The following is a 26,124-nucleotide window of genomic DNA, read 5'->3' on the forward strand; positions in this document are numbered from 1 at the left end:
GGGGTTTAGAAAAAATTAGCCGTCAACCTTACAAATGCTGTGTGGCTAGCTCCTGGCGCTAATACAGTCAGGTTATCACCAGTATTGAGAGAGTTACGAGTCGCACTCCAAGGTTCTAGACAGTAGAATTCTTTGCCTTTGACTGTCCAAAATACTAGGTAGGTAGAGAAATCATCATAATCCAAGGTGAGTTTTAACTTCCGACTACGATCGATCGCGGTGGCTGATTGACTCGTTAGCTGTCCAAAGGCAAAATCAATTTCATCACGGCTAAAGTCAAAATTGCCGTCAAAAGAGTGAATTTCCTTAGTTTGATTATCTTGATACTGCTTAGAGGGAATTTCAACCTCTAGCTGAGTTTTATCACCACACAAAAAGTAAGGATGGAAACCAGCCGAAAAGGGCATTGATGTAGATGACAAGTTTTTATACTGCTGACGCACTTCTAGGGTATTACCTTGAAGTTTGTAGGTGAAAGCCAGCTGAAAATCAAAAGGATAAACAGCCTTAGTTTGCTCATTACTATCAAGAACAAGAGTGAGACTAGCTTTATCTCCAGTTTCTTGTTCTGTTACTTTCCACGGCAATTCACGAGCAAAACCGTGTTGCTTGAGAGTATATTTTTGACCGTTATGAGTGTAAGTATTATCTGGTAGATTGCCACAAATGGGAAACAAAATTGGATTCCCACCTCTGACACTCAACTCAGGGTGAGTAAAGCGTTCAGTATCCAGGTAGAAAATTTCTTGTCCTTGAATGCGCCAACGGGTGATGATACCGCCGCGTTCGGGTACGACCTCCAATTGAGAACCAGCGGCTTCGTCCGAAAGAATATAGGTCTTGTATTGTTGCTTTTGAACTGCAATGCTAAACACAAATTTTAGTCCTGGGTATAGGGATAGTTAGGAGTTATAAGTTAGGAGTTAGAAGTTAACAATTCATAACTCCTAACTCCTAACTCCTAACTTTGTTATTCGTCTTCTGCAAACACGAAACGATATAACTCGCTGGGGTCTGGTTCTGGGCTGCTTTCGGCGAATTTAACAGCCTCGTCGATTACATCCTGAATTTTACGATCAATCGCTTTAATTTCTCCCTCATCCGCCAGATTTTGCTCCAGCAAATAAGCTGCCAACTTCTTAATTGGGTCACGGGCGAACCAAAATTCTTTTTCAGCTTTGCTTCGCATTTCATCTGGGTCAGCCAAGGAATGACCCCGGAAGCGGTAGGTAAGTGCTTCAATTAATGTTGGGCCTTCACCTGCGCGGGCACGGGCTACAGCTTCTTGAGCCACGGCTCGAACTGCTAGTACATCCATGCCATCTACTTCCACGCCCACCATGTTAAAGACACTGGCTTTTTTATAAATCTCTGGTTGGGAAGTGGCTCGTTCGTGAGACATCCCAATGGCCCACTTATTATTTTCGACCACAAACAGAATTGGCAATTTCCAAAGGGCTGCCATATTTAGTGTCTCGAAAAACTGACCGTTATTAGCTGCACCATCGCCAAAAAAGCAAGCTGTCACTTGGTCAGCATTTTTATCTCCCAACACTTCGCGGCGGTATTTGCTTTGAAAAGCCGCTCCAGCTGCTACAGGAATTCCCTCAGCCACAAAAGCATAGCCACCCAGCAAGCGATGTTCGGCAGAAAACATGTGCATAGAACCACCGCGCCCTTTGCTGCAACCTGTGGCTTTGCCAAATAATTCTGCCATTACCTCTCTTGCGGGTACACCCGCACTTAGAGCATGAACGTGGTCGCGGTAAGTACTACAAACGTAATCTTCACCCGGTCGCATTGACTGCACAACACCACTGCAAACGGCTTCTTGACCGTTGTACAAATGGACAAAACCAAACATTTTGCCCCTGTAGTACATTTCAGCGCACTTGTCTTCAAACAAGCGCCCTAATACCATGTCCTCATACAACCGTAATCCTTCTTCTTTTGTAATATGCGTAGTAGCAGGATTAAATGTGGGTAAAGTACGCTCTTGAACCATTATTTTTGAGTATCCCTGTTGTACAACTTAAAGTTACGGTCTTAAATAAGTTGGTCTGATAACACCTCAGCTTTTAACAGGCTAGCGTTTGTAAGACTCAACAAACTTTATTTATGCACCAAAAAAGGGTCTTAGGGAATAGCTGAATTTTTAATTTTTGATTTTTAACTTTTCAGCTGATGCCCCGTGAGGATTTGACTCTAACGGCAATATTTACCGCTTTGGGTTTTTCTCTCTCACCAAAACAGTACTGAGTACCGTTAGCGGGGCGTTTAGCCCGTGCTGAGTAAAAAGTAAAATTAGACCGATTAGGCATCAAATCAGTTACGAGTAGTGAGTACTTAGGAAAAGATTCACAAGTACTACGTCTTACTCATTACTTCTTACTCATTACTTCTTACTCAGAACTCAAAACTCAGCACTCCCGAATATTCCCCTTCATAGACTAGCAATCAAGATAGACTGCTTTCTGCATATCCATTAACAATTTAAAAAAAAGGAGACAAAAACTTATAATACCCAAATAGGTAATTGTAATTAAAGGTAAATTATGATATAGTTTCATTCTCTTGTTATCAGGGTAAATCCCCAATAGTGGTATTTTTGTTACCGCTCTAGTGGGAAAGTCCCAAAAAAATCAATCATCAATAGATTCTTCCAGCCACAACAATTATGCCGTGATTAAAAGCGGTAGTTGTGGTTTGTGGTATCGAAGGCTGATAATAGTTGTGTTAAACAAAAATACTAAGAATTAAAACAAACAATTGAGGCTTTCTAGGCGAAAGCAAAAAATTAGTACTAAAATGTGACTCAAAATTTCGGGAAGGTACAAAACAAGTTGTTGCAATATACACTTGTAGAGTAAATTCTATACGGCATTTTTATGGCACGGTTTTACAAGCCTGGAACGCTCTAGGTGAATTATGTTGATCGCGGTGCAAGGGGAAGTAGGCTGTGCGAATTCCGCTAGATTACTACCGAATTTTAGGACTACCGTTAGCGGCAAGTGAAGAACAATTGCGACAGGCATACAGCGATCGCATTGTACAATTGCCGCGACGTGAGTATTCTCAGGCAGCAATTTCTTCTCGTAAACAACTCATAGAAGAAGCTTACGTGGTTTTATCAGATCCAAAACAACGCAGTACCTACGATCAGCTTTATCTTGCTCACGCCTACGATCCTGATAACCTTGCTGCTGCCGCAGTAGCACTGGAAAATCGTCCAGAAAGCACTAAAAGGGGTAGTGACACCCAAAGTCTGGGTATCGAAATTACCCAAGACGAATTAGTTGGCGCTTTATTAATTTTGCAGGAGTTGGGGGAATACGAACTTGTATTAAAACTAGGTCGCCCGTACCTGGTAAATAAAAATGGTGCTACAAGTGCAAGAAAGGGCAATAATTTAGCAGACGAAGAAATACACGAAAATGCTGAACATCCTGATGTTGTTCTCACTGTCGCCCTTGCTTGTCTAGAATTAGGTCGCGAACAGTGGCAGCAAGGTCACTATGAAAATGCCGCCATATCTTTAGAAACTGGTCAAGAACTGTTAGTACGCGAAGGATTGTTCGCCAGTGTCCAGGCAGAAATTCAGGCGGATCTTTATAAATTGCGGCCATATCGAATTTTGGAGTTGTTGGCACTACCTCAAGAGAAGACTGCCGAACGAAGCCAAGGTTTAGAATTATTGCAAAACCTCTTAGAAGATCGTGGCGGAATTGATGGCACGAACAATGATGACTCTGGTTTAAATATAGATGACTTTCTGCGGTTTATTCAGCAGTTACGCAACCACTTAACAGTCGCCGAACAGCACAAGTTATTTGAAGCCCAAAGCAAACGTAATTCTGCTGTTGCCACTTACTTAGCTGTTTATGCTTTGATAGCACGGGGATTTGCTCAACGGCAACCGGCTTTAATCCGTCAAGCAAGGCAAATGCTCATACGTCTGGGTAAGCGTCAAGATGTACATTTAGAACAGTCGCTATGTGCTTTACTCTTAGGACAAACTGAAGAAGCGACTCGTGTTTTAGAACTTAGTCAAGAGTACGAAGCTTTAGCTTTTATTCGCGAAAAATCTCAAGACTCTCCCGATTTGCTACCAGGGCTGTGTCTATATGCAGAACAGTGGTTGCAACACGAAGTATTTCCCCATTTTCGAGATTTAGCCAACCAGCAAGCTTTTCTAAAAGATTACTTTGCTAACCAACAGGTACAAGCTTATTTAGAAGCACTGCCAACGGATGCAGAAACAACTAATGAGTGGGCTGTAATTAACCCCCAAAATTTTCCCCAGCCACAGACAAATAATTCGCCTTTCCCTAAAAATTCAACTAGGACTCCAAAGCAATTTAACCACAGCAGACCACCTGACCTAGATTTACCAGAAACATCAGAACATTTAAACTTCTCACCACCGATGTGGAATTCATCTGGAAGTGTAAAATCAGAGATTCCTGCTGCTGAACGAACGAGCAGAGGCACTAATCAGAATTTGAACGGTTCAGCTAAAAGTGCTACACCTGCTCATAACCAAAAGCGTCGGCGCAGAAAACCTACTCCATCTACTATCCGGGAGCGTGTACCGGATAATCGCCCCCATTCTCGTCGTCCTCGGCGGCGGCGAACTTTTGCTAACACCATCGAAGGGAAAACACGGTTGGTATGGAGAGTATTTATTTCTTTAGTGAGTATTTTAGTTTTCTGGGTGTTAGCCACAACAACTTTTGGATGGTTAAAAAATCTGTTTTTTCCGACACGACCTGCACCTCCTTCACAGTTGTTTGTACAAATAAATCAACCACCAATATCTATTCCCCCTCCAAATAGTCCACCAGAAGGATTAGATGGTTCTTTAACAGATGCAGCGGCAGAGCAAATCATTCGCACTTGGCTATCTACTAAAGCCCAAGCTTTAGGACCGAATCATGAGATTAATAATTTAGAGCAGATTTTAACTGGTTCAGCTTTGTCTCAATGGCGGGCGATCGCTCAACAAGCTAGGTCTGACAACCGCTACCGCAAGTACGACCATAGTCTGAAGGTGGAATCTGTAGAGAAAATTGATTTGTTCGCAGATCGTGCCGCAGTGGTAGCTACGGTGAAGGAAGCGACGCAGTTATATGAAAATGGTCAGTATAAAAACTCTTCTAACGATAATTTACGAGTTCGGTATGATTTGATTAGACAACGAGGTAAATGGCGTATTCAGAGTACCTCTGTTGTGAATCAGATAATTAGATAAGTTTGGATTTTTAGGTGATAATCTGCAAAAAAGCTTTAGCTCAAAGCTGGGCTAAATTTAACTCTACAAAAGGAGTTAATACTTCACCTGTCCAAATCCCTTCTATTAAGTTCATATCTCTACTCACAGAACTGTACAATGTCGCCTTTTCATTTTGACTGTTATAAAGAAATCGGAATTGATAATTACCTGGCTTGAGAGGATGAAAAATCCATTCACCACTATTTCCACTGGGGATGCTAATTCCAAATCCATTACCCCAAATCCAAAATATTTTTATATCAGGAAAGAATGTCAAGCTCTCTCCTGGCATAGCCAAAGGGTAATCAGATTCTAAGGGTGATGAAAGGCTAATCCAACCACCCTCCAATGGAATTGGCCCGTGTGCATTCACTAGTTCTGGAAATAAGGTGAAATAAAAGCTAAATCTAAGAGGAGTTAAGGTTCTATTAGTAATCCGTATACCAATCTGTACAGAATATTTAGGGGAAAAATATCCTGGCGGTATTGGTAATAAAAATTTCAAAATACTCAGAATTTTCTGTACTAGATTTTTTTTTGGCAAGCACAACATTCGCTCTGGTACTAGAGTTTCAAACTGGATGCCATCCACTTCAACGGCATTAATTTCATTTGATTCACTTGATGTCATATTGGCTGACCTCTCAAGGACATTTTCATGCGCCGTCAATACTCTAGGCACATAGCTTAATGTAATTATCCTGAAAAAGAATAATAATTTCAGATAATTTTTTATTCGCCGGAACTTTCCAACACCTCTAACAAACTTTTCAACATCAAATAAGCAGAAGTCCCTCCTGGGTCTGGATGTCCGATACTCCGTTCCCCCAGGTAGCTAGCCCGTCCCTTTTTCGCTTGCATTGGTATAGTTTCCTGCAACCCTTTTTGAGCTGCTACTACAGCCTGTCGCATGGCTTCCAGCGTTCCCTTACTTTCTCTTACAGCTTGCCTAAAAGCGGCTACAGATGGAGACAGGACATCCACCATCGTTTTGTCTCCTAGTTGCGCTTTGCCACGTTGCAGCACGCCGTCTAAACCTGCTTGGAGTAGTCCTAAAACATCTTGTTCTGTTAATTCTTGCTTACCAACTACTGCTGTACTGGCTCGTAAAAACCAAGTGCCATAAAGAGGGCCACTAGCACCGCCAATAGAAGAAATTAAGGTCATACTCACAGCTTTAAGAATGCTACTGATGTCCTTGTCTGTAAGAGTTGGTAACTGAGCGCTTATTTTTTTGAAACCGCGATCCATATTGATCCCGTGGTCAGCATCTCCGATCGCAGCATCTAATTCTGTCAAATATGCTTTATTCTGCTCTATCTCGGTTGCATAAGCCTGCAACCATTGTAATATTTGTGCCTGACTCACCATATTAAAATAATTCTTAATTATGAAATTCCCCAACGCCAACTCGGCGTTTTTACTGGTGCATCCCAAAGCCGGATCATCTCATCATCTAATTTCAGCAAAGTAATAGAACAACCTTGCATTTCTAGAGATGTGATGTAAGGGCCTATCAAGTTTCGCACAATTTGCAATTCTTGCTGTTCGCAGATTTGGGCGAGTTTGCGGTAAACAATATACAGCTCAGAAATCGGGGTTCCACCCATACTATTGACAAAAGCTAATAAGCGATCGCCTTTGGCAAATGGTAGATTTGTTAATTCTACATCTACCCATTCTCCTTTATCTTCATCCCACTCGCGCAGTATGCGGCTGTATGCTGCATCCTCAATGAGCGATCGCGTTAAAATTTCGGTAATCTCATCTACTGATTTAATAGCTGTACGTTCTGTTCCCGGTTCACCGTGGATACCGATACCTAATTCAATTTCGCGATCGCTCAATTCAAATGTTGGGGTTCCATTAGCGGGCACTGTACAAGATGTTAGAGCAATTCCCATACTCCGCCCATTCAGATTTACTCGGCGACATAAATTTGCTATTTGTGGCAAATCATACCCAGCCTCAGCCGCGGCGCCACAAATTTTTTCTGCCAGTATTGTTGTTCCCACACCCCGCCGTCCTTGGGTATAGAGACTATCTTTCACTGCTACATCGTCATCAATCAAAATATTTAGCGATCGAATGCCCTCACTACGGGCTAACTCTGTTGCCATCTCAAAGTTCATCACATCGCCACTGTAATTTTTGACGATATAAAGGATACCTGAGCCTCCATCTACAAGCTTTGCTGCTTCTAGCATTTGGTCTGGAGTTGGTGAAGTGAAAACCTCGCCAGGACAAGCTGCATCCAGCATTCCTTTGCCCACGAAGCCAGCGTGCATTGGTTCATGTCCACTGCCACCACCTGAAATAATTGCTACTTTACCCGGAATAGGTGCATTGGCTCGATAGACAAAAGTCGGATCGTGGTTCAGTTTAATTAAATCGGAATGAGCCGCCGCCATACCTTCTAGACTTTCCCGCACAAAGTCTTCTGGCTTGTTGATCAGCTTTTTCATAATCCGTGTTTGGTTAAAAGGGTGTTAAAACCTAGGTTATAGCGCTTCAGGTTTGTATGCAATACAGTTTGACCTCTCTCTAAATCTCTCTCCTTTTAGGAGAGAGACTTTGAAATTTCCCCCTTCCCGACGCGGGAAGGGGGTTAGGGGGTTAGGTTTTTCGTGGGTTTTGCCATATAACCGAATAATTACAAATTATTTGGTCAATCCAAAGATTCCATTAAGTCAATACACTTGTGCATCTGCTGGCGCATGGTTTCCCGATCGGCATGAAACCTTCGCCCATGACCTGGTAGCACCCACTCAAAAGAGTAATTAGCCAAGTTACGCATTGATTTAATTTGTTCTGACCAAGAATACCAGCAGAAATCGCGGAATGCAGCCAATTGGTGCAAGCTTTCTGACCAAGCGAGATGATCGCCAGTGAACAGAAACTTATTTTTATAAAGTAGGACGGTTTGTCCTTTGGTGTGACCGGGAACTGGGATAATTAATAAATCTGGTGTCAAAGTAAATGGTTCAGAACCAGTTAGCTGTATTTCCACATTGCGAGTATCCGCAGTAATATCATCAGTGTGGAGGATGCGATCGCACTGAAAATGCTCGGCAAACTTTTGATGATCTGCCACATCATCCTTATGAGTTAGGTACATATAATGAATTGGCCCCAATTCTTCTAAACGCTTGACTAAAGGCGGCGTAAACCGGGGAGAATCCACCAAAATGTTACCTTCTGGAAGTTGAATTAAATAGCTAGCAGCACCATAAGATTTTTCAGAATGATAGCCGCAGTGGTAAACATTTTCCGCTACTAATATTGGAAACTTTTCTTGAACAACTTTGATATCTTTTGGTTTATCAACTGTGCCAATAGAACTAGTAGGACATGCTAAAAGTGCTTCAAGTGCAGCTAATCTTTCTGCCTCATTCGCTGGTTGATGATAAACAGCCGATTGGTCATCAACATCATAAAATACTTCCGGAGCCATCCAGCGACAGGTATCACAATCAATACAGGTAGTATCTACATAAAAATCGCCGTTGACGTTTTGGGGACGACGCTGATTTAAATGAGCCATATTAATCCTTTTGCTTCCAGGCGCTTGCTGGGGAGCGATAAACTCTATATGACTACGCTAGCAAAAGTAACTTGAGACTGGAGCCGCCACTAGAAGTAAATCTGCTCAAAAATATAAAGACTCGTAAAACCTACGAAGCAGAAATTGGGAAAACTCAACATATAGACTATCTGCTGATATATTCCCAAATATGCTTTACTGTTCTAATTCCAGTTGTGCAAATCCCTTTAACCCTGATGACAATAAGTTTTGCATTAAGTGTGGAAAAATACTCACACCATTATTCAGAAACCGTTTTCGGGTAATACGACTTTTGGGTGAGGGTGGATTTAGCAGAACTTATGAAGCTAGGGATGCAGATAAAATAGACGAACCTTGCGTAATTAAGCAATTTGTCCCTCAATTTGAAGGAACGGCTGCACTTGAGAAAGCAACAGAGTTATTTAAGCAAGAGGCAAAGCGTCTGTATGATTTGGGAGAACACTCGCAAATTCCCCGTTTAATTGCTTATTTTGAACAGGATAAACGGCTGTATCTGGTGCAAGAGTTGATTGAAGGACAGAATTTATTACAAGAGTTGCAGCAGCAGGGAGCCTTTAGCGAAGAAAAGATAAAACAGCTTTTAACTGACTTATTGCCTATCCTGAAGTTTATCCATGAACGCGGTGTAATTCACCGAGATATCAAGCCAGAAAATATCATGCGCCGTCTGGATGGCAAGTTAATATTAATTGATTTTGGTGTTTCTAAACAAATTACAAAAACTTTTGTAGGTGTTGGCACAACAGTAGGAACGCCTGGATATACACCACTAGAGCAAATGCGTGGTCAAGTTTTCCCTGCAAGTGACCTTTATAGTTTGGGTGTAACTTGTATTCGGCTATTAACCCAATGTTTACCAAAAGCAGATGGTTCTGATGAACTTTATGATGCGCTCAGGGGTTGCTGGATTTGGAGAAAATACTTACCACAAGGTAGAACTATTACTCCTGACTTGGGGCAAGTTTTAGATAAGTTAATTCAGGATTATGTAAAGGAACGCTATCAATCTGTTGATAAAGTAATACAAGCTCTTAATGCTGAGAATCTAAATTCAGCAGTAGGGATAGATTATACAATTTTGCAAAAGTTACTAGCATCTGGTAAATGGCGAGAAGCCGATCGAGAAACTTGGAAGCTTATGCTGAAAATATCTCATCGAGAAAAAGAAGGTTATCTCAGAGTAGAAGATATCGAAAAGTTTCCCTGTCAAGACCTCTTAACTATTGATCGCTTGTGGGTAAAATACAGTAATGGGCGCTTTGGTTTTAGTATTCAAAAGCAAATATGGGACAGCGTTGGGGGAAAACCTGATTTAGATTTTAAAACTTGGAAATATTTTGGAGAGTGTCTAGGTTGGCGAATTAAAAATAATTGGAAGCCTTATGAATTTCTATCATTTACATTAACTGCTCCGGCTGGACAACTACCCAGAGCGATATGGAGTATGAGATTGGATGGAAGAAGAAAAAGACTTTCTGCCCTCACATCAAAACTAGGATGATTAAGCATCTAATTTATAACGCCTCCCACTCATCTCTGCTTACATTAGCTTGACGTAATATTCTATTTAATAAGCTTGGGCTGATGTCTCCCTGATGTGGGTTGGGAATTGTCAGCTTTAATTCACCTCTGACCATGTATTGATGTTTACCACCTGGGTAAGGGCCATCAAAACCTGCATCTTTCAGATAACGAATAAGATCCCGCCGATTAATTGAACCAAAGGGTGGCATTAGGCGACCTCTTTGGAGAAATTCAGGTCAACACCATCGAGTATCGGTAGAGTATGACCTAAACGCAATCCTAAAATAATCCATCCTTCAAGAGCATCTTGCAAATCTTCCCGGCAAGCTTCTAGTGTTGCAGCGTTTGCCCAAACTCCTTGACATTCTGGAATTTCGCTATAAAAAGTTCCATCCTCAAGTAACTCGTAGGTTGCTTTGTGCAATGCTGTACGAATGTAATTTGTCAACATTTAGATTCTTACAACTTCATTTAGCTTTTTGATTCGTGTCTATAGCAGTCCTAAATCATTCGTGAAAATTATATCTCTCTTTCTTTCTTCTTTCCTTTGCGTCCTTTGCGTCCTTGGCGGTTCGTTTTCTAATCTATATTTTTCACAACTCAAATAGGATTGCTATATGACTGAAACTTTACTTTTAATCACAAAGCCGCCAAACTCTAATTATTATGTATATTTTTTAACTTCTGAAAATGCGATCGCGCCCCTTTACCAAACGCGATCGCTAAATTTTCCATCCCCTAAGCTATAAAATGCAACTGATCGATCGCTGCATTAATTAGATTATGGGTAACAGGAAGGCTATCCACGACCATCCCCAGACACAACAGCATCATGTAGGAGATGGAATAGAGAAACAACTCTCTAGCGACAGTGCGATCCTCTGGATTTTGCAACAAACGCCAAGATTTGTGGATAAATAATCCTCCCAGACTTAGGGCGATCGCAGCATAAAGAATTCCACTCGCGCCCAAGGGATAAACCAATAACACGGTTGCAAATACTGTCACCAGCGTGTAGTACCAAATCTGCTTCACAGTTGCGGTGTCACCTTCAATCACAGGTAGCATTGGTATCCCCACCTTTGCGTAATCGTCCCGAATCATCAGAGCTAAAGCCCAGAAATGGGGTGGTGTCCACAAAAAGACGATGGCAAAAATTAACCATGCTGACCAGCTTAATGTGCCCGTGACAGCTGCCCAACCCACTAACGCCGGAATCGCCCCAGCCGCCCCACCAACAACAATATTCTGGGTGGTGTGGCGTTTTAGCCAGTGTGTATAGACCAAAATATAAAAGACGATGCCAGAGAATGCTAATAGAGCGGCTAACAAATTGGCAAATACTGCTAGGAGTGTAAAAGAAATCGTCGCCAGTGCGATCGCAAAAATTAGAGCATCACGCGGCTGTACCTTACCCGAAGGTATCGGACGATGGCGCGTCCGCTCCATGTCATAATCAATATCCCGATCGTAGACACAGTTAATCGTCTGGGCACTTGCAGCAGCCAAAGTGCCACCAGTGAGAGTTACTAGTAACAACAATGGGTCTACTTCTCCCTTAGCAGCAATCCACATACTTCCAGCCGTGGTAATCAAAAGCAACGGAATAATCCGAGGCTTGGTTAGCTGGTAGTAACTTTGAACTACCTGGAAAAATGTTTCGTGGTGGCGAGAGACATTAGTCTCAATCATTTTGGCTCTGGTTCCTTATTTTTCAACAACTTACAGCAGAATTCAGAATTCAGGAGTCAGAATGGGCTGCGCCCCGCTGCGCTAACAGAAGTAAACAGGCTTTATACCTGGCTTTGAGACGCGAGCTTGTGTACCTCACTTTCCTTGAAATCCGCTGTATATGCAGCCCCCGCTCAAGCTGGCTCTTTTAGGCAAACAAAAACACAGACGCATCATCAGTGCTGAGTGCTGAGTTAAGAGTAGAGACGCGATTAATCGCGTCTGTACAAAAGTTAGGAGTTAGGAGTTCTTTTCCTGCTCCCTCATTTCCTCCACTCCCTACTCAGCACTCGTGACTCACTGAGTCACGTAGTGATAAAACTGTGAAAGCCACCAAAGTACCTAGCAAAGTAGCTCCTATAGCTTGGTGAGAGACGGTGAGAGGTTCGACTTGGAGGTGTAATTTGAAGGTGGCAAATCCCAACAATATTTGTAAGGTCAACAACGCACCAGCCATATTTGCCAGTCGCCGTAAGGCTGGATGTAGTGCTGGTGTCCGCCAACAGATAAATACCATTGCCAAGGTTGCCACTGTTGGCGGCACCAAACCAGCAATATGGCTGTACATCACAGTACAAAGTTGAGAACCGCCGAGGCATTGGTGTAGCGCCCAGCGAGAGCCTACCAAAGCACCTAGCAAACTTTGCAGGTAAACCAGAACAGCGGCAGTTAAACCAACCCAAGGCAACTTACCAACAGTTCCATTTCCCTGATAGGGCATGAGTGCTGTGCCGATAATCAGGAGGGTGGTAAAAAACAACAGCGCCGTTCCCAAATGGGCGGTAACAATATCAAACCGCAATAATTCGGTAACGGTGAGTCCCCCTAAAATACCTTGGAAGACGATTAGAAATAGGGCAAATGTAGATGCCCAAGGCAGCCAAGAGGGTAAGAAGCGACGACGCCACCAGGACAAACCGAAAAGTGCGATCGCGCTTAAACCAATTAAAGCTGCATCCAATCTGTGAAACCACTCCAAAAACACTTGGAGATTCATTTGCTTGGCTGGCACCAGTTCGCCATAGCATAAGGGCCAGTCTGGGCAAGCAAGTCCAGCATTCATCACGCGGGTGGCGCTGCCTATTGCCATCAAAATTAAGGTGGCTATGCATATTTTCCACACCAAGCGACGAATCATTTCCTTGGGTTTTTGCTGCTGAAGCGCCGCTTCATTTTGTTGTTGTAGGACAAATTCGCTCATGAAGGATACCTTCTGCCCGCTTTTGGTGGATCTCTTAAAATTTTCAATTTTCTTTTAGTGTCCCATCTCCACCCTAGCGTATAGGCTAAGGGTTTATAGATTAGCACTCACTTATACTTTGAATCACTTCAACAAGGTTTTGCCTGAAGCTTTAGGTATTTTTCAAGATGTGAAAAATTGATTAATGGCAATTAATTTAAACATCCTAAATTTTTCCTTAAATTTTTTTACTGATTTGCATCTATTTTTGGCGTTGTATGATAGTAAACTCATACTCAAAATTAGTGAAATAGGCAAAAAAATTAATAAAAATTTCAGACCTTTGTCCCCCATGTCTGACAGCCTAGACTACCTTAGTAAGTGAGCAGCTTTAAGATAACGTAGTAAATTCAATTAAGTAAGCCGTGAAGATTCCAAGTTCAATCTGGACATTACTCATTGGCATCGTGCTAACGCTCGCCAGCCTTTGGTACGGTCAAAATCACGGTCTGTTGCCAGCAGCAGCCACGGATGAAGCCGTCTTAGTGGATGGTCTGTTCAACGCGATGATGATCGTTTCTACGGGTATATTTCTGCTCGTTGAAGGTATTTTAATTTACTCTGCATTTAGATATCGTCGGCGTGCAGGTGACAATGAAGACGGCCCCCCAGTTGAGGGCAATGTACCTCTAGAAATTCTCTGGACGGCGATCCCAGCAATTATCGTTATCGGTATTTCTGTTTACAGCTTTGATGTCTACAACGAAATCGGTGGCTTTGATCCCCATGCTATCCATGAAGCACCGATGAGTCAGGAGTCAATGGCAATGCCTGGAAGTGCGATCGCGGCAACTTTAAGCGATACTCCTCCCAGCACTGAACCCAACCTCAATCAAGAAAAATCTGATGAGGCAATGCAAGATCCAGCTACGGCAGAAGTCCGCAATGCTGACCAAATTCCCCAACTGCGGAATGCCCCAGGTGTAGGTATTGTAGCTCCGACAATTGGGGGAACTCCTGATAAAGCAGGCAAACCAGCTGAATTACAAGTCAACGTCACTGGTCTACAATATGCCTGGATTTTCACCTATCCTGAAACTGGTATAACTACAGGTGAAATGCACGTCCCCATCGGGCGAGAAGTGCAAATCAGTATGACAGCCAACGATGTCATCCACGCTTTCTGGGTGCCAGAATTCCGCTTGAAACAAGATGCGATCCCCGGTAGGCAAAGCGAAATCCGCTTCACCCCCCAAAAAGCAGGAGATTATACCCTAATCTGTGCTGAACTTTGTGGCCCCTACCACGGTGCAATGAGAGCGCCAGTAGTTGTTGAGCCACAAGAAGCCTTTGACAAATGGATGCAAGAACAGCTAGTTGCCAGCAAAGAAACATTAAATCAAGCGATCGCTGTTAACCCTGCCGATCTATCCCCAAATGAATTTCTTGCTCCTTACACCAAGGATATGGGAATTAAGCCAGAAATCCTTCATCAAGTTCACCATTAGTCATTGGTCATTAGTCATTAGTCATTAGTCATTGGTCTAAATAAATGACAAATGACAAAGGACAACTGACAAGGGACAAATGACAAAAGATAACTAACGACTATGACCCAAGCTCAAGTGCAAGAAACTGCCAACGCCCCTGCTCTTGTTGAGGAGCCAGGGATCAGAAAATGGCAAGACTACTTTAGTTTCAACACCGACCATAAGGTGATTGGGATTCAATACCTAGTCACTACATTCATTTTTTACTGTATCGGTGGGGTGATGGCTGACTTGGTTCGTACAGAACTGCGAACTCCAGAAGTCGATTTCGTCACCCCTGAAGTGTACAACAGCTTATTTACGCTGCACGCCACGATCATGATTTTCTTGTGGATCGTGCCAGCTGGTGCGGGTTTTGCTAACTTCCTCATCCCTTTGATGATTGGGGCAAAGGATATGGCATTTCCGCGCTTGAATGCTGTTGCCTTTTGGATGATTCCCCCAGCTGGTTTATTGTTGATCGCTAGTTTAGTGGTAGGCGATGCACCGGATGCGGGTTGGACTTCCTACCCTCCCCTGAGCTTGGTAACAGGTCAAGTAGGTGAGGGAATTTGGATTATGAGCGTCCTCCTACTAGGTACGTCATCGATTTTAGGAGCAATCAATTTCCTCGTCACATTGCTCAAGATGCGTATCCCTGGTATGGGGGTTCATCAAATGCCCTTGTTCTGCTGGGCGATGTTTGCTACCTCGGCACTAACTCTGGTATCTACACCAGTGCTAGCAGCAGGTCTGATTCTGCTTGCCTTTGATTTAATTGCCGGGACAACATTTTTTAACCCGACTGGCGGTGGCGACCCAGTGGTATACCAGCACATGTTCTGGTTTTACTCCCACCCAGCGGTTTACATCATGATTTTGCCCTTCTTTGGCGCAATTTCAGAAATTATCCCCGTGCATTCCCGCAAGCCGATTTTTGGCTATAAAGCGATCGCTTATTCGTCTCTTGCCATTAGCTTTTTGGGGCTAATTGTTTGGGCGCACCACATGTTTACCAGCGGTATTCCCGGTTGGTTGCGGATGTTCTTTATGATCACCACCATGATCATTGCCGTACCCACGGGAATTAAAATATTCAGTTGGTTAGCAACCATGTGGGGCGGGAAAATCCGGCTTAACAGCGCCATGCTGTTCGCCATCGGCTTTGTTGGCACCTTTGTAATTGGCGGGATCAGTGGCGTGATGTTGGCAGCAGTGCCCTTTGATATTCACGTTCACGACACCTATTTTGTGGTGGCACACTTGCACTACGTTCTTTTTGGTGGTAGTGTTCTCGGCATTTATGCGGCGATTTACCACTGGTTCCCGAAAATGACGGGACGGATGGTAAACGAATTTTGGGGTAAGGTTCACTTTGCCTTAACAATAGTTGGTCTAAATATGACCTTCTTACCAATGCACAAGCTGGGATTAATGGGCATGAACCGCCGTATCGCCCAGTATGACCCCAAATTTACCTTTCTCAACGAAATCTGCACTTATGGCGCTTACATACTAGCAGTTTCGACATTCCCCTTCATCATCAATGCGATTTGGAGTTGGTTATACGGCGAAAAAGCTGGTAATAATCCTTGGAGGGCACTTACCTTAGAGTGGATGACAACCTCACCACCAGCGATCGAGAATTTCGATCGAACCCCAGTACTGGCTACAGGCCCCTACGACTACGGTTTGGAAAATGCTAATCAAGGTGTACCCTTATCCGACCCCAATCCCATCTTATCTGGCGGGCCGAACTCAGTATTAAGAGCAGAACCCGATCCAGCGGTTGCTGCTAATCCCGAAGATCGTAAATAGAGTTATGAGTTAGGAGCGAAGAGTTATGAGTTATGACAATTCCTAACTCCTAACTTCTAACTCCCCATTCCCCATTCCCCACTCCCCACTTATAAAAATTCATGCAAAGTCAAACTATTGACCCAGCTAAAACCGAACTAAATCATCACCATGCAGCGGAAGCGTCCGTCGGTCATCACGAAGAACATCCAGACCATCGGATGTTTGGGCTAATTGTCTTCTTGGTTGCTGAAGGGATGATTTTTATGGGGTTGTTCGGAGCCTATTTGGCTTTCCGTGCTACCTTACCTGCATGGCCGCCAGCAGGTACTCCAGAATTAGAACTTTTGTTACCTGGAGTCAACACCATCAATCTAATTTCTAGTAGTTTTGTCATGCACAATGCCGACACTGCTATTAAAAAGAACGATGCGCGGGGTGCGCAAATCTGGTTAGCAATTACCGCAGCAATGGGTGCTATTTTCTTGGTGGGTCAAGTATATGAATATACCCATTTAGAATTTGGTTTAACTACCAATTTATTTGCTAGTGCATTTTACGTTTTGACTGGTTTCCACGGATTACACGTTACTATCGGCGTTTTGGCAATTGTTGCTGTGTTGTGGCGATCGCGCGTTCCGGGTCACTATAGTAACGAAAAGCACTTTGGTATTGAAGCAGCCGAAATCTACTGGCACTTCGTTGACGTGATTTGGATTATTTTGTTCGGATTACTGTATCTACTGTGAGTATTAATTAATTAGTTGTTCAATCCACGCGGACAACTTAATAAGCCCCCACTAGGGGGCTTTTTTAATTAACAGAATAAAAATCTCAGTGAAAAAGATTGTAGGGACGTAGCAGTGCTATTCTTAATACAATGGTTACAGATAATGCATATTTATCGCTTTCCTAAAAAAGTTAAATAAAAAATATATAAAAACAAGCTAAGACTATTCCCACTATTACTTTTGCTAGATGCAATTAATTTATTGGAAGTGATATTGAGGCAAGTAAAGTAAAAGGTGGGAAAGGTCGGAAAAGTAGGATGTTTTGGAGAAAGTATTGAAGAACCAGTTAATATACTGTAAATTGATATCCTAAGGACTGAGTAAACCAATAAATAAAGAAAGTTCGCAAATTTATGCGGATTTAATTTAAGGAAATGCAGTCCTAATATTTCCTCTAGTCATAAAAGTAGAAACTTGAAGTTATTGAAGAGATTGCAAGTATTGTAATTCGCAATTTTGCTTTCTCATTTAAGTAATTGATACCAATTCAAAAAATGTTTGCGACAGATAACCCAACCAGTGCTGACGCGTACCCTCGCCTTCCTAAGGGTAGGTGGGGATGGGTTCTTTTTTAACAATTGGTATCACACGTGTTAATTGTGGTATTTCGTTGAAGCGAATACGCATTACAGGTTTGCCAGAATTATGAGTAGATCGAGATCGTAAAATGTGTGAGTGATTGGAAAGTTACACCTAATTTATACCAATTTTTTATAAAGCTGCATAGAATTCGATCCCCCCTAGCCCCCCTTAATAAGCTACGGTGTACACACAAGTTTGAAATAGCTGATTAACCAAGGTTTTACCCTACCCTAACCCTCCCCGATATATTGGGGAGCCACTGCGTTGGGCGGGCAACGCCCGACTTAAAGCATGTGGCGTGAGGGAACTAAATTTCTTGTTTCCCCCCAAAATATCGGGGGGATTTAGGGGGATGAAGATATGTGCAACTTCACATTAAATTGGTATTATCTCAAAAACCATCACTCGATATTTAACTCAAAAACTTACCCGATATTTTTTAGTTTTTTCGTCAAACTCACATTGATCTGACAACGCGATCGCAGTTGGCGATGACTCAAATATGGTAACAAAACTGTGGCGAACACTATAAGGGTATTTCTGCCTTTAAATTTCACTCTTCAAGGTTTTGTCAGTAATCAGACTTAACAGTTAAAACAAATAACCATACTGACTCATACAATATCAATTATTCTCTGCCCACAGTTTAAATCCTGTGGACTAGTGTTAAATTTACTTAAGTGATAATATTACAGAAGTATTTCATAAATTAATTTTGTATTAAGATACTTATAAGGGTATTAAACAAAGCAATCAAGCAACTAAGCAACAAACGTATCTAAAGCATAGGTCGCGCGATGGCTAACTGCCGCAAATATCAGTAAATCTAGCAGCAAGCAGTTATCCATAACCTCACTCAAGCTCTGAATGGTCAGTAAATTAAGAAGTAGTATACGCCACATGAGCCAAAACCCTCTAGTCAGAAAAACACTCCGAAGTCGCTTTGAAACTGTCAAAGTGATGGGAAGCGGAGAATCTGGTAATACTTACTTAGTAGGGGGTGCTATACGTAACAGACATAGATACTCTCTCAACAGAAAAACACTTCGGAATCGCTTTGAGATTGTCAAACACTTAGGAAGTGGCGGTTCTGGTGATACTTACTTGGCTATTGACTTGGATTTACCAGGACAACCTCATTGTGTCGTTAAACATTTCCACCCGAAAGATTCCAACCCTGCTGTTCTACCCATCGCTAAAAAGCTATTCGATCGAGAAGCGGAAGTTTTATACCAGCTAGGCAACGACCACGATCAAATTCCGAGACTGTTTGCCCATTTTGATGAAGATGGGGATTTCTATTTAGTCCAGGAATTTATTGACGGTCATGCGTTGACTCAAGAAATTCTCCCAGGTCAGCGTCTTAACGAGAATACAGTCTTAAATTTATTAAAAGACATCCTAGAAGTACTGGCTTTCGTTCATCAACACGATATTATTCACCGAGATATTAAGCCTCAAAACTTAATGCGGCGGTACTCCGATCAAAAGATTGTGCTAATTGATTTCGGGAGTATTAAGAGAATTGGTGCTTTGGGAGCAGGCTTAACAATTGCGGTTGGGACTCCTGGCTATATGCCAAGCGAACAGGGTAAGGGAAAGCCAAAACTTTGCAGCGATATTTATGCAGTCGGGATGATTGGCATTCAAGCTTTAACAGGTTTAATGCCTGAGCAATTACCAGAAGATTCCAGTACTGGAGAAGTTATCTGGCGCGACAAGGCAGAGGTAAGTGATGCTCTGGCAAATATTTTAGATACAATGGTTCGCGATCGCTACAACCAGCGTTATCAGTCTGCCACAGAAGCTTTTCAAGCACTTAATTCTGATGTAGCGTTGTCACAGTCTTCACAATCTGCTGACATCAACCACAAGGCTGATGATACCTACTTGCTAACTTATAGAAACTTTATTTTGCTGCTGGGCATTGGTCTAGGTGCAACCACTAGTTTAATAGTAATAGTTTTAATCTACACATTTATTAATACGGGGACATCGCTTCCAAATCAACCTACTCCACTAAAGAGTTTTATAGAAAGGTTGAGTTCCCGTTATTAACTAATACAAGTAGTCTACTAGCTAAATCAGCACCTAACAGAAGAATGTGTCAAAGAAATTGCACCATTACAAAAACAACTAAATAGCAAATTTAATCTCACTAAATTAGAAAAGTTAATCATCTAGCAGCAATCATCAGACTGGCTATTAACTAGCTATTACAAATTTACTGTAAATTTAAATATTTCAAGATTACTGTAGGATAAATACTTAGATATTCCTGTAAGATAAATACAACTAAAGAAAATTTAAAAATATGGACAATACAAATCAGAGAAGAGCTTTAATTAACAGCGAAATCTCCCTCTTTCTCAGAGGTTTGATTATTGGTAAAGTTCTCACACTTATGGTTATTGGCGGATTACTTTGGTGGTTATTGAAGCCAAATTTATTGTCCCGCAACAGCGTTAATTCCTCCAATCAAAATTTCAATCGCGTCTCGTCTAATAATGCATCAACTTTTCAGACAGTTGCTGATGTTCCCCCTGCCTCATTCAACTACGGAGGTAGTACGGCTTGGGCATCTATTCGGCAATTGGTAGATTCTCAGATCCAGAGCGATCGCCCGGAACTACAATTACGCTATGTAAACCCTGTTAATGCTAGTCCTGGTTCTAGCTCCGGCATTCGGATGTTGCTTGATGGGAAACTAGACTTTGCTCAATCTTCCCGTCCCCTCACAGATGAAGAAAAAGCTACGGCAAAAGAGCGAGGCTTCACCCTTGAGCAACGTCAAGTGGGTATGGATGGGATAGCAGTGGTAGTCAACCCATCACTCAATGTGCCTGGTTTAACTGTCGATCAATTACAGCAGATTTATTTGGGGAAAATTACAAACTGGAATCAAGTCGGCGGGCCAAATCTACCCATCACAGCTTTTTCGCAACGCCCAGAGGACGCAGATACAGTAATATTCCCTAGCAATAGCGAGTTAAAAGGGCAAGCATTTGGCTCTAATGTGCAATATGTCTACTCTGCTACAGAGGCAGTGCGCCAACTCAGTAAAACCCCTGGTGGCGTGTATTACGCTTCTGCCCGCTCGGTAGTCTTTCAATGTAGTGTGAAGGCTTTGCCATTGGGTAACACTTCTGGTCAGCTAATTCCCGCTTATCGGGAACCGATGGTTGCGCCTGAGCAATGTCCGCGTCAGCGCAACCAGCTAAATACTCAGGCAATCAAAAATGGCAGCTATCCGATGATTGCTAATTTGTTTGTGATTATTAAGCAGAATAAAGGTAGGGAACAGCAGATTGGAAATGCTTATGCCAACCTTTTATTAACTGACCAAGGGCAAAGAGCAATTGAGCAAGCTGGTTTTGTTGGCGTTCCCTAGTAGATTTGAAGGACAATCAGGCTTCCTTTCCCACAGATACCCTGACTTATTTAAGAAGTCGGGGATCTAGGGGAAGCGAAGCGATCGCTTTTCTATTTATTCACTGCTTGTTCAATATTCATTTATTCATCACTTGAGTTGAAGTTATCCCTACTTAATGCTGAGTATTGAATACTGAGTTTTGAGTGAATTAAGAATTACTCAATAATTATTTACTTGTTAGAAGCCCGGCCCTTGTGTGCGGTTTTTCAACTCATACCGTTTCTTTGTGAAGCTGCGCCAAATCTCTTAATTTCTTATTTATTGGCGTACTTGGCGCTCTTCTCTAACGAGACGCTGCGCGATGGCGGTTCGTTCTTTATTTCTTGCACCATAAGCGCATCTTCATACAGAATTGGTATCAGCACTCAGCACTCTTCATTCGACAGCATAAGAAGTAAACTGGCGCTTAAAAGGAGAATGGAACCCAATAACAATATCAGAAGGGGGTACACCTAATTTAACCAATCGTTCAGCAACAGACTCTTCTGTACCGTTATACTGAATCCATATTTTCCCATCTTGAATATCAAAATGCATGACCGGGCCAAACACCCGCTTATCTTCTTGCCAGCCAACGTAAGCTAGTTGATAATGGTTGTTTTCGTTGTCTAAAATTAATTGTGATTTGACAGTATCGGTGTTAGACGCGATTTGTTGATGTTCGCTGAGAATTTGTTTGATAAATTGTCGATAGCGTTCTATTTTATCCATAGCCGAATTTCCTCACGTTTTGGGTCGTAAATTATCAACTTAATTTGGTAACGATGAAGGGTGCGTTGGACAAAAGAAAGTTGGAAAAAGTCTTGATATGTTTCGATAGGAACAGCTAAATAAAGCACTCTGTCTGCTTCTTTCTCTTCAATAGCTTGGCAGTAATTGAGATATTGTCCGAGTGCAGTATGAAATTCACTGATATCTGAATCTGCAATAAAACTCTTAATTTAAACAGCTATTTTCTCTGTATTCCGTTCTGCGGCAATGGCATTTTCAGCGGCTAAGTCTATTTGTAGTTTAATCGCCTCACTAACACGAATTGTAAAAGGGTCGTGAGTAATTATCCACCCATCTTTGATTAATGCTTTTTTTACCTGTTGATGGAAAACATCTTTAGCCATTTTGCTATCTCTAGATTAGAGTCTCAAAATGAAAATATTCGATTTTTATGATATTTTAGCGTTTAGCTGAACCCAAAATTAGATTTTTGCTCTATGCAGTGCGTTCCCCAAAGGGGTTGTCGTTCGCGCAGCGTGTCGTAGACAAGACATCGCACTCTCCATTATTCTGCATTGCTGTGGCAAGTTTCTCTAAATTTTGACGAACAGTAATACTACGATGATGATTTACACCCCAAACTCGTTCACAAATATCTAAAGCTTGCAAATACAGCGCTTCGGCTTCACCGTAACGCCCCGTTGCACGATAAATTTCTGCCAGATTATTCAGACTTTCGGCAACATTGGGATGATTTTCTCCCAATAGGTGCTTATCAAGTTCTAAGGCTTTTATACATAAGGGTTCCGCTTCATTGTAACGTCCCTGCTCTCTGTACATATAACCAAGAGCATAGATCGTATCTGCTAATAGCGGATGCGCTTTTTGTAATACACGCTGCTTGAGTTCTAATGATTCCAAAAACAAAGATTCCGCTTCACTGTAACGTCCTTGAGCGCGGTATATTAAACCTAAATTGTGCAAATCTGTGGCAACATCAGGATTTTCTTCTCCCAAAAATCGCTTATCTAATTCTATTGCTTGTTGCGACAAAGGTTCAGCTTCACTGTAACGTCCTTGATGATAATAAAGTAGCGCTAAGTTATTCAGTATAAGAGCAAAAGAAAGATGATTTTCACCCAGCAGACGTTTTTCGAGTTCTAATGATTGCAAATACAGAGGTTCTGCTTCGTCATAACGTCCTTGTTCATCATATAGTAATGCCAAATTGTTCAGACTGGCAGCAACATCAGCATGGTGTTCTCCTAACAATCCTTTCCTCAGTTCTAAAGCTTGTTGATATAGGAGTTCTGCTTTACTATATTGTCCAGTAGATTTGTAAAGTCCTGCCAAATTATTCAGGCTAGTAGCAAAAGCAGGATGATTTTCTCCTAACAGGCGTTTTCTCAGTTCTAAAGCTTGTTTATATAAAGGTTCGGCTTCGCTGTAGTTTCCCGTTGCACGATATATTCCTGCTAAATTGTTGAGGCTATTAGCTAAGTCTATCTGCAAACCCAATTCATTTTGTAACTCACTCGCTTGACGCCAATATTTAATTGCTAATTCCTGTTCTTCTTGATAATTTTGAGATTCACCCCGATCTAATCTGCTGTGGTAAATATCGCCCAATCTTGAGTATAAAGTAGCCAAGGTGGGGTCTTTAGTTCCCCGTTCTTGTTCTACTTTCTCGATTAACCTTTGTAAATCTTGAATGGGTAAGGAAAAGCGATTAGTTTCATTAGTATCTGTACTAGCTAATTCTGTATCTCGAAAAACAAAGCGGATATTTTCTAATTCTTTACCAGGAATAGCATTTGTCTTTTGAGATTCAAACCGAAATACACCATTGCGCCAACTCCAAAAATCAGGAGCTTTTTTAATTAGGTTGACTAAAATTTGATTAGTTACCCAAAGCACGATCGCAAATGGAAATTCGCGCAATCCTTCCCTTGTCCACTGTAAGTAACCAAAAAATTTCTCCTGTTCCGATTGCTCATTTCCCAACCTGAGAAAATACAATTGTTCAGCACCCGTCACAGTGATTACCGCCGGGTTTTGCTGACGGAGATATTCTTCTTGTTGTACCAGTTGATTAAGAGCAGCTTTCAGGCTTGGTTCTTGACGTGCTAAAGTTACTCGATATGCACCGAAGGCGGGTTGTAGTTCAGCTTCATATTGAGCAATAATTTCATCGCGAAAGCTAGCATCATCGCAAACCGCAATTAGTAAATTTAATCCCCGCTTTTGAGCTTCAATAGAAACAATTAAATCATCATACGCATCTTGATTTTTTCCTTCATCATCTAATAATTCCTCATTTAACATTAATGGCTCCCTGTCTTTTTAAGCTTTCGATAATAATTGGATGAACATCATACCAAGTTTCATCAGTGCGATATTCTAGAACATATAGCCCATGTAACAAATCTAAAAACTCTGCTTGTTTGGGGTCATTGGGCATAAATTGTTCATACACACTCTGCAAAATATCGATATCAGTTTTTCCTAAGCGTATGGAAAAATCATTGCGTATTTTATTGATTGCTTGCAGAAGAATTTTATCATCAATAATAACTTCGGCTGAAGGGTTTCGCCGGATAGTTCGCAAACATATACGGCAACATTCCTTAGAAATCCGAATTAATTCTCGCAATACGCCACCACTGTAAATTACAATTTTTTCAGCAGTTTCTGCCGCGATTAATTCACTGGGAATCCGCTTTTGTAAAACTTCACCGAGAATCTTTGTTGCTTCCGGGCGAGGGTGGGCATTTGGGAAGCGATTTTTACCTTTGTCAAATATTTTTAAGACAGGCATTGCCACAACTTGATCGTTAGTTTCAGTGGCAATTATTGTGCTGATAAATGTTTCCCGAAGGACTGCGATCGGGATAGTGTAAATAATTTGAAAGTTAGGTTGGCAAAGAGCTTTAATGTTATCTCGATAAATTTCGTTCACTCTGCCTAAGTCAAGTTTATCTAAATCATCAATAATTACTAAAACGTTTTGTTTAGTTGCAGCTTGAATTAGAGCAGCGATTTCGTTAATTCTGGCAACTAAATCTGATAACTTGCGTTCAAATTCTTGCTTAATTTCATCCCGAACGCTAGCATCAGCTTTTAATTTAGAGCTAATCAACTTTAAAAGGTCAAAACCTATACTAACTTCTGCTTGCAAATTGGATTCTTCAGTGCGAGTACGGGTAGCGAACCACTTATAAAGAGCTTCTTTCGTAGATTGAGGAATATCAACTTTGCGTGCTTCTGCCTCTGTCATTAAATTAACTGCGATCGCAAACAGTATATTAATATGATTAACAGCCGACATTTCAATTTTGTCAGCAATAGAAAACAGAACTACAAAATATTTATCTTGAATTTGTCGGCTAAATTCAGCCAACAAAGTAGACTTACCACATCCCCGATGTCCTGTAAAGACAATTTTGCCATCTCCATTAGGACTATCTTCTACTAATTGGTTTAGGTCTGCAATCAAATCATCACCATATTCGACTCGAAATCTTTCCATTTCGTTCCGTTCCATCAACGGAAACAGTTCGAGATTGCTGTATGCTTCTTGAAAGGAGTTTAATAAGTCTTGAGACATTGGATAGTGCTGTTAACGTGCTAACTATTCATATAATGGCTCATGATTTTTGAAGCACAAGTTTAGGTCATGTCTAGGATAGGGGATGCCTACATAACTTCTGAAATTCCGTTAATAAATAACTACTAGGTGAGTGGTATGTTCTGTCTTAAAAAGAGATACCCTAATTCCCAAATTTCAACCTATCAATAAGTAACAGAGGTAAATAACCAATAAGGCTGAATGATAGATTATACATTCGATAATTTAAATTGAATGATAGATTATACAGATAACATCCTGAAAGCTACTTAACACATAAATAAAATAAAATTTTCAGTTATAAAAATAAATTTTTAGTGTGCTTCTTCTCATCCCTCTCTAGCCGATGCAATGGTAGCT

The 26,124-nt window shown here is 41.6% G+C and carries 21 protein-coding genes and 1 pseudogene; 8 read left to right on the forward strand and 14 right to left on the reverse strand.

The genetic code is table 11. The annotated features are described in order from the left end of the window. Nucleotides 1–5: 5 nt before the first annotated feature. Nucleotides 6–875: an aldose epimerase family protein gene (locus V7K84_RS31710; protein ID WP_334844157.1), complete on the reverse strand. Its 870-nt coding sequence runs from the start codon at nucleotides 873–875 to the stop codon at nucleotides 6–8. A 95-nt stretch (nucleotides 876–970) separates the two neighbouring features. Next, the gene (gene pdhA / locus V7K84_RS31715) at nucleotides 971–2,005 is read right to left on the reverse strand and encodes a pyruvate dehydrogenase (acetyl-transferring) E1 component subunit alpha (RefSeq protein ID WP_190940265.1); all 1,035 of its coding nucleotides are present in this window, start codon (nucleotides 2,003–2,005) and stop codon (nucleotides 971–973) included. Nucleotides 2,006–2,959: 954 nt separating this feature from the next. Here pdhA and V7K84_RS31720 point away from each other — a divergent pair. After that, on the forward strand, nucleotides 2,960–5,251 hold the full coding sequence (locus V7K84_RS31720) for an IMS domain-containing protein (protein ID WP_334844160.1): 2,292 nt from the start codon (nucleotides 2,960–2,962) through the stop codon (nucleotides 5,249–5,251). Nucleotides 5,252–5,291: 40 nt separating this feature from the next. On the opposite strand, the gene V7K84_RS31725 is transcribed toward V7K84_RS31720, so the two are convergent. The 4 genes from V7K84_RS31725 to V7K84_RS31740 form a co-directional block, all read right to left on the reverse strand. Continuing rightward, nucleotides 5,292–5,903, reverse strand: a complete 612-nt coding sequence (locus tag V7K84_RS31725) for a hypothetical protein (protein WP_334844163.1) — start codon at nucleotides 5,901–5,903, stop codon at nucleotides 5,292–5,294. A 101-nt stretch (nucleotides 5,904–6,004) separates the two neighbouring features. Beyond that, complete coding sequence (dhaL, locus tag V7K84_RS31730; RefSeq protein ID WP_334844165.1) at nucleotides 6,005–6,643, reverse strand: dihydroxyacetone kinase subunit DhaL; 639 nt, start codon at nucleotides 6,641–6,643, stop codon at nucleotides 6,005–6,007. Between the two features lie 17 nt (nucleotides 6,644–6,660). Continuing rightward, the gene (gene dhaK, locus V7K84_RS31735) at nucleotides 6,661–7,737 is read right to left on the reverse strand and encodes a dihydroxyacetone kinase subunit DhaK (RefSeq protein WP_334844167.1); all 1,077 of its coding nucleotides are present in this window, start codon (nucleotides 7,735–7,737) and stop codon (nucleotides 6,661–6,663) included. 203 nt (nucleotides 7,738–7,940) lie between these two features. After that, on the reverse strand, nucleotides 7,941–8,816 hold the full coding sequence (locus V7K84_RS31740; protein WP_334844168.1) for an MBL fold metallo-hydrolase: 876 nt from the start codon (nucleotides 8,814–8,816) through the stop codon (nucleotides 7,941–7,943). Nucleotides 8,817–9,006: 190 nt separating this feature from the next. Here V7K84_RS31740 and V7K84_RS31745 point away from each other — a divergent pair, with 190 nt between their 5' ends. After that, nucleotides 9,007–10,359 carry a serine/threonine-protein kinase gene (locus V7K84_RS31745; protein WP_334844170.1) on the forward strand — a complete coding sequence of 451 codons (1,353 nt, stop codon included), beginning with the start codon at nucleotides 9,007–9,009 and terminating at the stop codon, nucleotides 10,357–10,359. A 13-nt stretch (nucleotides 10,360–10,372) separates the two neighbouring features. Here the strand turns inward: V7K84_RS31745 and V7K84_RS31750 are convergent, their stop codons facing one another. Both V7K84_RS31750 and V7K84_RS31755 read right to left on the reverse strand, forming a co-directional pair. Continuing rightward, a complete protein-coding gene (locus tag V7K84_RS31750) occupies nucleotides 10,373–10,591 on the reverse strand; it encodes a type II toxin-antitoxin system HicA family toxin (RefSeq protein WP_334844173.1) in 219 nt (72 codons plus the stop codon). Then, nucleotides 10,591–10,833, reverse strand: coding sequence for a type II toxin-antitoxin system HicB family antitoxin (locus tag V7K84_RS31755; protein ID WP_334844176.1), 243 nt, complete (start codon nucleotides 10,831–10,833; stop codon nucleotides 10,591–10,593). The genes V7K84_RS31750 and V7K84_RS31755 overlap by 1 nt, the downstream gene beginning before the upstream one ends. 166 nt (nucleotides 10,834–10,999) lie before the next feature. Between V7K84_RS31755 and V7K84_RS31760 the strand changes: the two genes are divergently transcribed. Further along, on the forward strand, nucleotides 11,000–11,131 hold the full coding sequence (locus V7K84_RS31760; protein WP_334844178.1) for a hypothetical protein: 132 nt from the start codon (nucleotides 11,000–11,002) through the stop codon (nucleotides 11,129–11,131). Here the strand turns inward: V7K84_RS31760 and V7K84_RS31765 are convergent. Next, nucleotides 11,121–12,074, reverse strand: a complete 954-nt coding sequence (locus V7K84_RS31765; protein WP_334844179.1) for a heme o synthase — start codon at nucleotides 12,072–12,074, stop codon at nucleotides 11,121–11,123. The two genes, V7K84_RS31760 and V7K84_RS31765, sit on opposite strands and share 11 nt — an antisense overlap. Nucleotides 12,075–12,396: 322 nt before the next feature. Next, nucleotides 12,397–13,314 (reverse strand): COX15/CtaA family protein, encoded by a 918-nt coding sequence (locus V7K84_RS31770; protein WP_334844181.1) that lies wholly within the window; start codon nucleotides 13,312–13,314, stop codon nucleotides 12,397–12,399. Between the two features lie 404 nt (nucleotides 13,315–13,718). Here V7K84_RS31770 and V7K84_RS31775 point away from each other — a divergent pair, with 404 nt between their 5' ends. The 5 genes from V7K84_RS31775 (at nucleotide 13,719) to V7K84_RS31795 (ending at nucleotide 21,383) form a co-directional block, all read left to right on the forward strand. After that, entirely contained in the window at nucleotides 13,719–14,801 is a 1,083-nt protein-coding gene (locus tag V7K84_RS31775) for a cytochrome c oxidase subunit II (RefSeq protein ID WP_334844183.1), read from the forward strand. 102 nt (nucleotides 14,802–14,903) lie between these two features. Then, entirely contained in the window at nucleotides 14,904–16,640 is a 1,737-nt protein-coding gene (ctaD, locus tag V7K84_RS31780) for a cytochrome c oxidase subunit I (protein ID WP_334844185.1), read from the forward strand. A gap of 101 nt (nucleotides 16,641–16,741) precedes the next feature. Next, nucleotides 16,742–17,368, forward strand: coding sequence for a cytochrome c oxidase subunit 3 (locus V7K84_RS31785; RefSeq protein ID WP_334844187.1), 627 nt, complete (start codon nucleotides 16,742–16,744; stop codon nucleotides 17,366–17,368). A 1,524-nt stretch (nucleotides 17,369–18,892) separates the two neighbouring features. After that, complete coding sequence (locus tag V7K84_RS31790; protein ID WP_334844188.1) at nucleotides 18,893–20,050, forward strand: serine/threonine-protein kinase; 1,158 nt, start codon at nucleotides 18,893–18,895, stop codon at nucleotides 20,048–20,050. Between the two features lie 256 nt (nucleotides 20,051–20,306). Then, nucleotides 20,307–21,383, forward strand: coding sequence for a PstS family phosphate ABC transporter substrate-binding protein (locus tag V7K84_RS31795; protein ID WP_334844189.1), 1,077 nt, complete (start codon nucleotides 20,307–20,309; stop codon nucleotides 21,381–21,383). A gap of 417 nt (nucleotides 21,384–21,800) precedes the next feature. Here the strand turns inward: V7K84_RS31795 and V7K84_RS31800 are convergent, their stop codons facing one another. From V7K84_RS31800 to V7K84_RS31815, 4 genes and pseudogenes are all read right to left on the reverse strand, one after another. Continuing rightward, nucleotides 21,801–22,136, reverse strand: a complete 336-nt coding sequence (locus tag V7K84_RS31800) for a XisI protein (protein ID WP_334844191.1) — start codon at nucleotides 22,134–22,136, stop codon at nucleotides 21,801–21,803. Continuing rightward, nucleotides 22,124–22,540, reverse strand: a pseudogene (locus tag V7K84_RS31805) (XisH family protein). The gene V7K84_RS31800 and the pseudogene V7K84_RS31805 overlap by 13 nt, the downstream one beginning before the upstream one ends. A gap of 91 nt (nucleotides 22,541–22,631) precedes the next feature. After that, complete coding sequence (locus tag V7K84_RS31810; RefSeq protein WP_334844193.1) at nucleotides 22,632–24,461, reverse strand: tetratricopeptide repeat protein; 1,830 nt, start codon at nucleotides 24,459–24,461, stop codon at nucleotides 22,632–22,634. Next, complete coding sequence (locus tag V7K84_RS31815; protein WP_334844195.1) at nucleotides 24,451–25,743, reverse strand: ATP-binding protein; 1,293 nt, start codon at nucleotides 25,741–25,743, stop codon at nucleotides 24,451–24,453. Before V7K84_RS31815 ends, V7K84_RS31810 begins: the two co-directional genes overlap by 11 nt. Nucleotides 25,744–26,124 lie beyond the last annotated feature (381 nt).

The organism is Nostoc sp., from assembly GCF_036917315.1.
GTDB lineage: Bacteria > Cyanobacteriota > Cyanobacteriia > Cyanobacteriales > Nostocaceae > Nostoc.

Bases quoted from the DNA above. Each gene is read 5' to 3' on its own strand.
- pdhA (WP_190940265.1), bottom strand. From the start codon at position 2,005: ATGGTTCAAGAGCGTACTTTACCCACATTTAATCCTGCTACTACGCAT.
- V7K84_RS31725 (WP_334844163.1), bottom strand. From the start codon at position 5,903: ATGACATCAAGTGAATCAAATGAAATTAATGCCGTTGAAGTGGATGGC.
- dhaL (WP_334844165.1), bottom strand. From the start codon at position 6,643: ATGGTGAGTCAGGCACAAATATTACAATGGTTGCAGGCTTATGCAACC.
- dhaK (WP_334844167.1), bottom strand. From the start codon at position 7,737: ATGAAAAAGCTGATCAACAAGCCAGAAGACTTTGTGCGGGAAAGTCTA.
- V7K84_RS31740 (WP_334844168.1), bottom strand. From the start codon at position 8,816: ATGGCTCATTTAAATCAGCGTCGTCCCCAAAACGTCAACGGCGATTTT.
- V7K84_RS31745 (WP_334844170.1), top strand. From the start codon at position 9,007: ATGCTTTACTGTTCTAATTCCAGTTGTGCAAATCCCTTTAACCCTGAT.
- V7K84_RS31750 (WP_334844173.1), bottom strand. From the start codon at position 10,591: ATGCCACCCTTTGGTTCAATTAATCGGCGGGATCTTATTCGTTATCTG.
- V7K84_RS31755 (WP_334844176.1), bottom strand. From the start codon at position 10,833: ATGTTGACAAATTACATTCGTACAGCATTGCACAAAGCAACCTACGAG.
- V7K84_RS31760 (WP_334844178.1), top strand. From the start codon at position 11,000: ATGACTGAAACTTTACTTTTAATCACAAAGCCGCCAAACTCTAATTAT.
- V7K84_RS31765 (WP_334844179.1), bottom strand. From the start codon at position 12,074: ATGATTGAGACTAATGTCTCTCGCCACCACGAAACATTTTTCCAGGTA.
- V7K84_RS31770 (WP_334844181.1), bottom strand. From the start codon at position 13,314: ATGAGCGAATTTGTCCTACAACAACAAAATGAAGCGGCGCTTCAGCAG.
- ctaD (WP_334844185.1), top strand. From the start codon at position 14,904: ATGACCCAAGCTCAAGTGCAAGAAACTGCCAACGCCCCTGCTCTTGTT.
- V7K84_RS31785 (WP_334844187.1), top strand. From the start codon at position 16,742: ATGCAAAGTCAAACTATTGACCCAGCTAAAACCGAACTAAATCATCAC.
- V7K84_RS31790 (WP_334844188.1), top strand. From the start codon at position 18,893: ATGAGCCAAAACCCTCTAGTCAGAAAAACACTCCGAAGTCGCTTTGAA.
- V7K84_RS31795 (WP_334844189.1), top strand. From the start codon at position 20,307: ATGGACAATACAAATCAGAGAAGAGCTTTAATTAACAGCGAAATCTCC.
- V7K84_RS31800 (WP_334844191.1), bottom strand. From the start codon at position 22,136: ATGGATAAAATAGAACGCTATCGACAATTTATCAAACAAATTCTCAGC.
- V7K84_RS31810 (WP_334844193.1), bottom strand. From the start codon at position 24,461: ATGTTAAATGAGGAATTATTAGATGATGAAGGAAAAAATCAAGATGCG.
- V7K84_RS31815 (WP_334844195.1), bottom strand. From the start codon at position 25,743: ATGTCTCAAGACTTATTAAACTCCTTTCAAGAAGCATACAGCAATCTC.